Here is a 12469-nt window from a genome sequence, read left to right as displayed (position 1 = left end):
CTAGGTATGAAGAACTTCTCCGCTCACTTGCTGCTATTCTGCCTTCTGCTGGTCGTCCGGGCGGGCTGGGCGCAGCAAAGCGCCGTGCTCACGGGCACTACCACCGACGAAAAAGGCGCGGCCGTGGGCTTTGCCACGGTGGCCGTGCTACCAGCCGGTGCCACCAGTAGCATTACCGGCACCGTTGCCGATGAAAACGGCCGCTTTCAGCTGCAAGCACCCGCGGCTGGCTCCTACAGGCTGCGCATCACGTCGGTGGGTTATCAAATGCTGGAAACGCCCGCCTTCGAGCTAAGCGCCACCGCACCGGGCAAAGATTTTGGTACGCTTACCCTGAAAGCGGATGCCAAGCAGCTGGCGGAGGTGAAAATTGAGGGACTACGGCCGACGATTGTGCAGGAAGCCGACCGCATGGTGGTTTCGGTAGAGGGCACGGCCATGGCAGCCAGCAACACCGCCTACGATGTGCTGGCCAAGTCGCCCGGCGTGTTCATCGACCAGGAAGGCAACATTCAGCTCAACGGCAAAACCGGCGTAACGGTAATGCTCGACAACCGCCTGACGTACCTCTCGGGCCGCGACCTGCGCAACCTGCTCGAGAGCATGCCCGCGGCCAACCTCAAGAACATCGAAATCATTACCAACCCGCCGGCCCGCTACGACGCCGAAGGCACCTCGGGCATTCTCAACCTCAACCTAAAAAAGAACACGCAACGCGGCCTCAACGGCAGCGTGTACGCCAGCGGCAACTACAACTTCAAGCAGTTTGGCCATACCTACGGTGCCAGCCTCAACCTAAAGCGCGAGCGGTGGAACGGTTTCCTGACGGTGGATGGCTCGCGCCGCGTGGGGGGCCGCGACGCCACCTTTACGCGGGTGTTTTTCGGCGAGCAAAACACCACGTATTTCAATCAACAAGCAACTGGCAACTTCACCTCGATTAGCCCGGCCGTGGTGCGCCTAGGTGCCGATTACAGCCTGAGCAAACGACACACCATCGGCTTTATGGCTAATTACACTCCGCGCCGCGGCGAGTCGGATTTTCTGACGGACACTTACCTAGGCGCCTCGCCGCAGGAGCCTACGCGCTTTATCGATGCCGACAACATTAGCCGCAACACCTACGCCAACTACACCGGCAACCTGCACTACATCGGCAACCTAGATAGCGCTGGCACCACCCTTACCGCCGACTTGGACTTGGTGCAGATCAAGAACCGCGGCAAAGCCGATTTCTTCAATTTCTTCACCGACCTGGGCACCAACAACCGCACCCAGGATTTCCTGTTCACAAACACCTTCTCCGACCTCAGCATTTACGCTGCCAAAGTCGATTTCACGAAGCCGCTTGCCAACGGGCACAAAATTGAGGCAGGCACGAAGTTCAGCCGCGTAACGGCCGACAACGATTCGCGCTTTTATTTTAACAACGGGGCGCTGGTGCTCGACCCTTTGCGCACCAACCACTTTAACTACCGCGAAAACATTCAGGCCGCTTACCTCAACTGGAGCGGAAAGGCCTCGGAGCGGCTGAAGCTGCAGGCGGGCCTGCGCCTCGAAAACACTACCTCCCTAGGTGAGTCGTACACCACGGGGCAGGTAACGCGGCGCCAGTACCTGAACCTGTTCCCGAGCCTGTTCGCGCAACAGCAGGTAACCAAAGATTACGACATCGGCTACAGCTACAGCCGCCGCCTCACGCGCCCCAACTACGGCAACCTCAACCCCTTCCGCTTCTACCGCGACCCGTACACCTGGGAGGAAGGCAATCCGTTTTTGCGGCCGCAGTACACCCACGCCTTCCGGGTGGCCCACACGTACAAAAAGGTGTACAGCCTCGCGCTGAACTACGATTACCAAACGGCCGTAATTTCGGAAGTGCCCATCCTGGATGTGGAAGCAGCTACCACCACGTACACCACCGACAACCTCGATACCGGCCACATCATCGGCATGACGGGCGTGGCCCCGGTGAAACTGGCTAAGTGGTGGGACACGCAAAACACCGTGGTGGTGTCGTACCGCAAGTTCAGCACCAACGACCTCAATGGCTTTCTGACCAACGAGCAGCTGTACTACATGCTACAGAGCAACCACACCTTGCTGCTCCCTTCGAAAGTGCGGCTTGAAATAGAAGCGCGGTACCTAGGCCCCACGGCCTCGGGCTTGTACCAGATCGAACCCATGCACTGGGTGGGTGTGGCCCTCAAGCGCAGCTTCCGGCAGGATAAGCTGGATGTGAGCGTGAACGTGAACGACATTTTCAAAGGCTATCGGTACCGCTTCAGCACCAACATCAACGGCAACATCAACGACTTCAACCAGTACTTCCGCTGGCGTAGCGTGGGCCTTACGGTCCGTTACAACTTCAGCCAGGGCGCCAAGGTTGATACCAAGCGCCGAAACACCAACTTGGAAGAGCTTAATCGGGCTGGCAGCTAAAGCGGCACCGCAAAAACCAAAATACTCCGGAAAACAAGCCGGTTGGTGGCCCAACGTGCCACTAACCGGCTTGCTCATTATTAGCTAAATACCAATTGGCACCTAGGCCTTGGCGGCACAGATTGGCACTGCATGCGTGTACGCACGGGCTTGTACTCGTTATGTGCAATTGTCTTAGATAAAGGCATATAGCGAGTAAAATATTTCAAGCTTTCAGCGACCTTTGCGCTGGCTAGAACCGCCTTCTCTCACTTTCTCTCAACATATGCCCCATTGCTACCCTATTGTACCGGCTGCAGCGCGCAGTCGGCCGCTTAATTATGGCTTGTTGCTACTGGCCACCATGCTGTTAAACCTGTTTCCGGTAAAGTGGAATCCGGCACTCGCCCAGTCGGCGGCTAGCTATTCGTTTAGCACCGAAACAGGCTATTCGCTAGAATCAATGAGCGGCGGTACGCTGCTCATTGCGCCAAACTCCTCGTTTGGTTCAGTAGCCCCATCACCATTCACCTTCCCGAGTAGCTTTGCTTTTAAGTTTGGCGCGACCACCTACACGCAGGCCTGGGTAAACGGCAGCGGCGTGCTACGGTTCGGGAACACCGCCCCTAGCCCTTGGTCCGATTTTCCGACCGCGGAAAACACTCCAGCTGTGGCAGCCCTGGCCACTCCGCAAACCATGGGCTCAGATGGAGGTGTGTATTACCGGCTGGTGGGCGTAAGCCCCAACCGCAGGCTGGTGGTAGAATGGGGAGGCGCAAGCACGTTCAACAGTCCTTCTTCCCGTCGCTACCAAGTGTGGCTTTACGAAAGCTCCAATGCTGTACGATTTGTGTATGGCCCCAATACTTTCAGCAACGGCACGCCTACCACTATTGGTATTGCTACCTCAGCTACGGAGTATCTGACGGTAAATCCCAATACGCACACGGCTAGCAGCAGTAGCATAGAGCCTGCCAACGGCGTAACGCTCACAAACGGCCGCTCCTACCGCTTTGCCCCCCCGCCGCCCAACTTAGCTCCTACCGACATCTCGCTCACCAATTCTTCAGTGGCTGAGAATCAGCTAGCAGGCACTACGGTTGGTACGTTAGGTACTACCGATGCCGATGGAGCGGGTCAAACGCACACCTACGAACTGGTAAGCGGCACCGGCTCAGCGGACAACGGCTCGTTCAGCATCGTAGGCAATAGCTTGCGCACGGCGTCGATATTCGATTTCGAAACCAAGAGCAGCTACAGCATCCGGGTGCGTGTTACCGATAACGGCGTGCCAGTAGGCAGCTTCGAGGAGACGTTTACCATTTTCGTTACTGACCAACCCGACGTAAGCGCCCGAATCAGCTCGCAAACCAACGTAACCTGCTACGGGGGCCGGGGCGGCTCGGCCACCGTATCGGTTAGCGGTGGCACCTCCCCGTACACCTACGTGTGGGAACCGAGTGGCGGCAGCGGTTCAACTGCCAATAACCTTTTTGCTGGTAATTACCTCGTGAGGGTAACCGACCGAAACGGCCTGCAAACTTCGGCGCAAGTCACCATCACGCAGCCGCCCGCCTTGCAAGCTTCGATGGCGCAAACCAACATAAGCTGCAACGGCGTGGCGAGTGGTAGTGCCACGGTTACGGTAAGCGGCGGCACACCGGGTTACACGTATAACTGGTCGCCTGGCAACCCTACCGGCGACGGCACCAACCGCATTACCGGACTTATTGCTGGTACCTACTCTGTACTCATCCGCGATGCGAACGGCTGCGAAATTACCCGCGACGTCACCATCACGCAGCCGTCGGCGATTGTCACCACTTCCTCCCAAACCAACGTAACCACCTCGGGCGGCACCGATGGTTCGGCCACCATTGGGCTTAGCGGCGGTACCGCTCCTTACACCTACAGCTGGGCACCAAGCGGCGGCACCAGCGCCACAGCTTCGGGCCTGCGCGCCGGCAACTACACCGTAACGGCCACCGATGCCAATGGCTGTTCGGTAACCCGCAACTACACCATTACCCAACCCCAGCCCGGCAATGCTCTGCACTTCGACGGTACCAACGACTACGTGGTGCTGCCCCAAACCGTTCAAGGCAACTTTACCCTGGAATTTTGGCTGAACACCACCCAAACGGCCCCGCAAGGCACGCAGTGGTACCAAGGCGTTGGCCTGCTCGATGCCGAAGTCGGCGGTGTAACCAACGACTTTGGTACGGCGCTGCTCGAGAACAAAGTAGCCTTTGGCATGGGTAACCCCGATATCACCATTCAGTCGGCAACGGCCGTGAACGATGGGCGTTGGCACCATGTGGCCGCTGTACGCAACGGCAGCACCATGCAACTGTACATCGATGGGAAGTTGGAAGCTAGTAACTCCTCGGCCAGCAATGCTCCACGCAATGTCCCCAACCGACTGGTACTGGGTTCCATGCAAACCCTGGTAAATGGCTACTTCAGCGGCCGCTTCGACGAAGTGCGCATCTGGAACACAGCTCGCACGGCGGCCGAAATTCAGGCCAACTACGCTACTCCGCTAAGCCCAAGCCAAGCCGGACTGGTTGCCTATTACACGTTTGAGCATGGTATGGCCAACGGTACCAATACCAGCCAGAACCTGCTAGATGACGTAACTGCTAATACATATTTCGGTACGCTCACCAACTTTGGTCTCACGGGCAGCACCTCCAACTGGGTGGAAAGCTACGCCATGGTGGTGCCAACGGCCACGGCCGCTACGGCCATCAGCAGCACGGGCTTTACAGCCAACTGGACGGCGCCGGCAGTGGGCAGCGTAACCAATTACCTGCTCGAAGTATCTACCTCGAACACGTTTGCCTCCCAGATTAGCGGCTCGCCGTTCTCGGTAGCGGGCAACAGTACCTCGCGCGCCATTACCGGCTTGGCCAGTGCCACCACGTACTACTACCGCGTGCGGGCTGATAAAGCTTCGGTGACGGGGCAAGGCAACTACTCGAACACCATTTCGGTGTACACGCCCTCCAACGAGTCGCGCCTAAGCAACCTAGTGCTCAGCGCAGGTACGCTCACCCCGGCCTTTGCGAGCAACACCTCCAGCTACACCCTCTCCACCGCTGCCGCTACTACCACGGTAACCCCAACACTCCTGCAGGCCAATGCTACCGTTAGGGTAAACGGTACGGTTGTGGCAAATGGGGCCGCTTCGGGCACGATTAACCTCAACCCAGGGCTGAACACCATTACCGTATTGGTAACGGCCCAGGACGGCACCACCACTACCACCTACTCGGTAGCCGTTACCCGCACCTGCACCGTAACCGCTGTGTCGCGCGATGTAGCCGTATCCCTAGGTGCCGACGGCACGGTAACTGTGCCGGTAGCTTCCATCAACAACGGCAGTAGCTCTACCTGCGGTGCCGTTACACTGAGTATTGCCGACCTCACCGAACGCATCAGCAACGGCGAGTTAACCTCGAACACCAATGGCTGGACAATAAGCACCGTGGATGCAAACGGCGGCTGGCGCAACACGGGCGGCAACCCGGGTGGCTATGTCATTTTGAACAGTAATGGAGCCTCGGCAACCGACCCCAGCATTGCGCAAACCGTAACGGGCCTCACGCCTGGTGCCACGTACACGGTTAGCGGCAGCCTGCGCAATGGCACCGGCTACGGCAACCCTCCGATTGGGGTGGCACTGCTGGCGTTTGATTTGAACGGCACTCAGCAAACGACCTTCCCTAACCCCGGCACTACCTGGGCGAGCTTCAGCTACAACTTTGTAGCACCGGCTACGAGCGCCACGCTCGCATTCCGTAGCGAAATCAACGGTGCCGATGTGGATGCAGCCCTGGACAACCTGAGCCTGCGCATGGTGCCTAGCAGCAGCCCTACTTTTACCTGCGCCAACGTGGGAGTCAACGCCTTTCAGCTGGTGGTAACCGATGCTGCGGGCAACCGCAGCACCGCCCCGGTTTCCATTACCGTTAGCGTGCCCACCACCCCTACTACTACCTGGACCGGCAACGCCAGCGCAGTACTCAGCGACTGCGCCAACTGGAGCTTTGGCAAGCTGCCCGACGCCGGCACGCACGTAATTATTCCGGCTGGCCTAAGCCGCTACCCAACCCTGAGCAGCGGCACGCTAACAGCCGCCGACGTAACAATAGCTTCGGGTTCAAGCCTAACAGTAGCCTCGGGCGCCACGCTGGAGGTGCACGGCAACTGGACGAACAATGGCACGACCACGCTCAGCGGTACGGTGGTGTTCCGCGGTGGCAATGCTCAAACCCTAGGTGGTAGCAGCGCCACCACCTTTACGGGCCTGACAGTAAACAAAACGTCTGGCTCGCTTACGCTGCAAACCAACGCAACCGTGAGCCAGAGCCTGACGCTGACGGCCGGCACCCTGCTTACGGGGGCCAACAAAGTAACCTTGGGCACTACGGCCACCATCAGCGAGTCGGCAGCCAGCTACGTTACGGGCACCGTCGAAACCACCCGCCAGCTCAACGCTGCCGGCACCCGCCAGGCCTTTGGCAACCTAGGGCTGGCCCTCACGCCGAGCGGCAGTACGTTGCCCGGCACCACCACCGTGCGCCGCGTAACGGGCACGGCCTTGTCGGGCCAGGGCACGAGCACCAGCATCAAGCGCTACTACGACATTACGGCTCAAACCAACAGCGGCCTGAACGTAACGCTGGAGTTCGGCTACGCCGAGGCCGAGCTCAACGGCTTGGCTGAAAACTCCCTAGGTTTGTTCCGCTCCACCACCGGCACGGCCGGTCCGTGGCAGTACGTAGCTGCCAACAACCGCAACGCCAGCGCCAACACCGTAACGGCCACGGGCGTAACGGGCTTCTCCGTCTGGACGCTCGGCTCTTCGGCCAACCCGCTGCCGGTGGAGCTGGTAAGCTTCACGGCCGAAGCGCTGGGCGCTGCCGTGCAGCTAAGCTGGACTACCGCCCAAGAGCGCAACAGCGAATACTTTGCCGTGGAGCGCAGCACCGATGGCCGCCAGTTTGCCGAGATAGAACGCTTAGCGGCGCAAGGCACCAGCAACCGTACCCACGCATACGCCACTACCGATGCGCAACTGCCTACGCAGGCCGGCGTGCTTTACTACCGCCTGCGCCAGGCAGACCTGGACGGCACCACCAACTACTCGCCCGTGCGCACGGTGGTGCTCGATCGGGCTGCCCACACCTTGCGCGTAACGCCCAACCCGGCCCGCACGCAAGCCAGCGTAGCTGGGGCTCAGCCCAATGCGCCAGTTGAGGTGTACGATGCCACCGGCCGCCTGCTGCTTCGTACCACCGCCGATGCCTCTGGCCAGAGCGCGTTGCGCCTTCCCGCCGGCTTGCCCAGCGGCGTGTACTTTGTGCGCAGCGGCACGGGTGCTTGCCGCTTGCTGGTAGAATAGCACAGCCCGGTTTTCCGCCCAGAACAGCCCGATTGCCTTTTGGTGGTCGGGCTGTTTTTTTCTTCGAAAAATGGTACTTACCTACTAAAACCGAAGGCTGTGGTAATTACGTACTTGGCACCCCAGTATTTTTATCACGGGATTTTGCATTTCCGTATTGCAAGAGTTGCCCCCACTCCTGCGTGCGTTTTCCTATGACTGAGCCTACCTTCTCCACCAACGTTCTGCCTGCTACTCTGGCCGATGCGCACGCTCGCATTCAGGAGCTGAATGCGAAGCTTGCCGCGCAGGAATCCTTGCTTCGCATCCCGGCCCGTAACCCAAACCCCGTATTTCGCTTGCACTCCAACGGCCAAGTGATATACACTAACCAGGCCGGTGAGGAACTCCGCCGCCAACAAGGATCGGAGTTGGAGCAGCAATTACGCACGCAGGCGCTTGCGTGGGCCCACGAAGCCTTGGCTACCAACGCAGTGCGTCGGCAATATTTATCAATTGGCGAGCAGCATTTTAAGGTGTGCGTAACGCCCGAGCCCAGCGAGCAAACCGCCACGCTTTACCTAACGGAAGTTACCGAGCTGAGACAAGCCCGCCTGGCTGCCGAAGCCGCCGCGGCCTCGCGTGCCAACTTTCTGGCCAACATGAGCCACGAAATTCGCACCCCCTTGAATGGCGTATTGGGTATTGCCAACCAGCTCTCCAAAACTCCGCTCAACGCCCGTCAGCAGGAGTTGCTGGGCATTATTCGTAGCTCGGGCCAGCACCTGCTCACCGTCATCAACGACGTGCTCGACATGACTAAGATCAACGCGGGCATGTTGGAGCTAGTGCAGGAGCCGTTCGATGTATGCGAAGTGCTGTACCGCGCTGCAGAGCCCTTGTTGATGCAAGCCGAGGAAAAAGGCATTACGGTGGTGGCCACCCGCCTGCACGACTCGTGCCCCAACCCGCAGGTACTCGGCGATTCGCACCGCCTCAGCCAGGTTATCCTCAACCTGCTCAGCAACGCCATCAAGTTTACGCCGGCGGGTGGGCGCATCGACGCGGGCGGTTACCAAATTGCCGAAACCGACGACACGCTCACCGTTGAGTTTCGCTTCAGCGACACCGGTGTGGGCATTGCGCCCGATAAAATCGACCGGATTTTTGAGTCATTCACCCAAGCCTATGCCGATACTTCGCGGCAGTTTGGCGGCACGGGCCTAGGCCTTACCATTACCAAAGCCTTGGTAGAGCAGATGGGCGGCACCCTAACAGTGCAAAGCGAGCTGGGCAAAGGCAGCACGTTTGCGGTGCGGATAACGCTGCCGCGCGCCAAGGCACCGGAGTTACCCGCCGCGCCGCAGTCCACCACTACCGAGCGCACCGCTCTGCAAGGCAAGCGGTTGCTGTTGGTTGAAGACAACGAGGTAAACCGCCTGGTAGCCCGCATGCTGCTCGAAGAATGGGGGGTGGTGCTCGACGAGGCTGAGGACGGCCGGGCCGGTATACAGATGGCCGCCCAGTACTCCTACGATGCCGTGCTGATGGATATACAAATGCCGGGCATGAGTGGGCTTGAGGCTACCACCGCCATTCGGGCCCTGCCCGATGCTGCTCGCGCCGGCGTGCCCATTATAGCCCTAACAGCCAATGCCTTTGAGGCCGACGCGCAACAGTACTTGGCCGCCGGTATGAACGCCTGCGTAGCCAAACCCTTCGACGAGGACTTGCTCTACAATACCTTGGTTTCGGTGCTGCCTGGCAACCGCTAATCTGCAGGCTTTTTGTTCAGGTACCGAGTCGTCCTGGGCCGAATGTTGGCCGTGTTAATGTTTTCTAATTTGAACTTAATCTGCGGTTAATGCTAGGCATGCAGCTTTGCAACATCCGTAAGGGGTGCTTACCCGAGCGCAGCTCGGTAGCAGGCCTTGGTCGGTTACCGGAAACCAACTGGCCAAGGCCTTGCTAGGTGTTTGCGTTGAGAGCGGATTGCAAACGCAGCACCCCTAGGGGCCTTGTAGTTAATGCACAGGAATGTATTTGCTAGGTATGGAAAACAAAGGCTGGCATTCCTGTGCTGAGCGCGAAATGCCGTGAGAAACATTTCGCCCGCAGACGAGCCCAACGAACACGGGGCCGCAGCACTGCTGCGGCCCCGTGTTCGTTGGCACATTGGCTCAATTGTGTTGGTGCGTAGTTAACCCTGCGGCTACCAGAGCGGTTGCGCCTGGCTTACCCAACCGAGCAAAAGCCCAGGGCAAAACCCTGGGCTTTTAGATGGAGCTATGGAGGCGGACAAGCCGCCCATACTTCCGTTGCAATTATGATGCCCGAACAGCTTAGCCCAACGGTAATCAGGCACGCACCTTGGGATACAATAATACCGGTGCAGCCATCGCAACCGTGTGCCTGAGCCGTTATAGCTTCTTCTTTTATCAATAAAATATTATGCAATAATCATTTGTTGAGGCGTCCATCTCAAGCCCAACAGTAAATTAATTCATGATTTTATTATGATATTTTAAGATGTAATTATACTTTAGAACACCTCTTCAACAGAGCCCAGCTGGCCGCACCGGATAAGCACACACCTATATTGTATTGATTTAATACAATATGGGTTGGCCTTTCTATACCTCTCTGTTTCACCCTCCCAACCGCTTGTATGAAACACGTAAAGCTTTTGTTGGCCTGCGTTGCCGCTTCGTTTACCCTGCTCACGGGTTGCCAGAAAGAAGCAGATAACACGGTTGCGCCAGTTGCAGCTACCGAATCGGCACAGCTCTCCACTGCTGCCACCATCGAGCGCATCGAGCAGCTCCGGGCTACATTGCCTGCCGGCACCGAAGAGAAGCTGAAGCAGCGCTCGGCGCAGCTGTTGCAAACCGACCCGCAGTACCAGGAAATGGCCCGCCGCTTGCTGGCCGTTACGCCCACCCCCTGCGAGGACAGCACGCCCATAAACCTGTGGCTCGACGAGCAGCTTTCCGACTGGAACTCGCAGGTAATCACGTACGTGCTGAATTACGATATGCTGAACTTGCCCACCTACTACACGTTGGTGTTCGAGAACAGCTCGGCTAATCAGACGTTTGGCCAAAACGGCGAGTACAGCCAGCGCCTCACCAAAACGTTTAAAGACCTCCGACGTTTCTGGACGATTGAATCGGGCCAGATGGTGATGGTGGGCATGCACGGCAACGTGATGCTCGACCAAGCCAAAATTGCCAGCACCTACGAAGCCGCTTACGGCCTGAGCAAGACCACTGCCAATACCCTGGCGCAGATCGTGGTGCTGCTCACCGACCAAATTCCGCAGTACCGCGATGGTAGCCACCCCATCTTCACCTTCAACGCGTTTGCGCTGCAAGGCTTCAACTACCCGCCCTACGCCAACATTCCGGATAAAATCGTGATGGGCGACGGCATCATGGAAGGCTTTACGGCCATTGGCTTCGGCGACGTAGCTCCGCAAGCCATTTTGGCCCACGAGTTTGGCCACCAAATTCAGTTTCAGCTCAACCTGTTCGGCGAAGAAGACAGCCCCGAGGCTACCCGCCGCACCGAACTGATGGCCGATGCTTACTCGGCTTATTACCTCTCGCACGCCCGCGGCGCTGCCATGCAATGGAAGCGCGTGCGCCTGTTCCTGGAGGTGTTCTTCAATATCGGCGACTGTTCCTTCACAAGCGACGGGCACCACGGCACACCCACGCAGCGCTTGGCCGCTGCCGAATGGGGCTACAACCTGGCCAACAACGCTCAAAAGCAAGGCCATATCCTGAGCCCGCAAGAGTTTGCCAAGCTGTTCGATGCTCAGCTGCCGAAGCTGGTGATGTAAGCAGCCGCTGCGCTACACGCAAAAAGGGCGAACCGTTGGGTCCGCCCTTTTTTGTTGCCCGCCCTAGGTGCTTAGCGGTATTGCAGAAACACTTCGTCGGGGTAGCACCAGAGCCACTGCTCGCCCGGTTCGGCCGAGGCTATTACGGGGTGCTGTGTGGCGTGGTAATGCCGCGTGGCGTGTTGGTTTTTGGAGTCGTCGCAGCAGGCTACGTGGCCGCACTCCTGGCACACGCGCAAGTGCACCCAGGTGTCGCCGGCTGCTACGCACTCGGCGCACGCATATTCGGCTGGGGGCGTAATGTGGGTTAGGGCCTGAAGGTGGCTGCACGTTTTGGGCTGCATAGCGTTGCTGAAAAATCGGCGTGACGACTGAGGCCAGCGCGGTGCCAGCCCACTCTAAAGTATGCCCTTTGTGCGGCAGCCAAGGGCCAACAGTACCTAGGCCAGGTCTTCGATCAGCGCCGAAGGTGCCAGCCGGATAACCGCCTCGATGCCGTGGTCGCGCGCAGCACTGGCGGTGTACTTTTCGCTGCGGCCGATGATTTCGCCGTTGGTGGCTACTTGGTTGAAGCCGTACTGCCCCAAGGCATAGTACGGCTCGAAGCGCTCGGGCTGGCAATTGCGCTGCACCGAGGTAATACCCTGTAGGCAGTTGGCCTTGCTGGTATACCCCTCGCCCGACTGAATAATCTCGTTGTTGGCCGACTTCAGATGGTAGTAGTACTGACCATCGGCGGTGCTTTTGAATACTTGAAACTTGCTCATAAGGTGGGGATGAAAAAGGTTGAGAGATAAGCAGTAAATGGCGGCAGC

General features: G+C 58.4%; 6 protein-coding genes. 4 read left to right on the top strand and 2 right to left on the bottom strand.

What is annotated here, in order from left to right:
- The first annotated feature begins 6 nt into the window (after positions 1 to 6).
- The 4 genes from ASU33_RS08130 to ASU33_RS08115 all read left to right on the top strand — a co-directional run bounded on the left by ASU33_RS08130 (position 7) and on the right by ASU33_RS08115 (position 11654).
- On the top strand, positions 7 to 2442 hold the full coding sequence (locus tag ASU33_RS08130) for a TonB-dependent receptor (RefSeq protein WP_059070043.1): 2436 nt from the start codon (positions 7 to 9) through the stop codon (positions 2440 to 2442).
- A gap of 343 nt (positions 2443 to 2785) precedes the next feature.
- Complete coding sequence (locus ASU33_RS08125) at positions 2786 to 7831, top strand: LamG-like jellyroll fold domain-containing protein (RefSeq protein ID WP_160328158.1); 5046 nt, start codon at positions 2786 to 2788, stop codon at positions 7829 to 7831.
- Between the two features lie 194 nt (positions 7832 to 8025).
- Positions 8026 to 9585 carry an ATP-binding protein gene (locus tag ASU33_RS08120; protein ID WP_059070040.1) on the top strand — a complete coding sequence of 520 codons (1560 nt, stop codon included), beginning with the start codon at positions 8026 to 8028 and terminating at the stop codon, positions 9583 to 9585.
- 893 nt (positions 9586 to 10478) lie between these two features.
- The gene (locus tag ASU33_RS08115; protein ID WP_059070038.1) at positions 10479 to 11654 is read left to right on the top strand and encodes a neutral zinc metallopeptidase; all 1176 of its coding nucleotides are present in this window, start codon (positions 10479 to 10481) and stop codon (positions 11652 to 11654) included.
- Between the two features lie 71 nt (positions 11655 to 11725).
- Here the strand turns inward: ASU33_RS08115 and ASU33_RS08110 are convergent, their stop codons facing one another.
- A complete protein-coding gene (locus ASU33_RS08110; RefSeq protein ID WP_059070037.1) occupies positions 11726 to 11998 on the bottom strand; it encodes a UBP-type zinc finger domain-containing protein in 273 nt (90 codons plus the stop codon).
- Between the two features lie 96 nt (positions 11999 to 12094).
- Positions 12095 to 12421: a YegP family protein gene (locus ASU33_RS08105; RefSeq protein ID WP_059070035.1), complete on the bottom strand. Its 327-nt coding sequence runs from the start codon at positions 12419 to 12421 to the stop codon at positions 12095 to 12097.
- Between the last annotated feature and the right edge of the window lie 48 nt (positions 12422 to 12469).

It is taken from the genome of Solirubrum puertoriconensis (genome assembly GCF_001483135.1).
Classification (GTDB): domain Bacteria; phylum Bacteroidota; class Bacteroidia; order Cytophagales; family Hymenobacteraceae; genus Solirubrum; species Solirubrum puertoriconensis.
The sequence above is the reverse complement of the archived record's forward strand: the minus strand, read 5'-3'. Positions and strand labels throughout refer to the sequence as shown.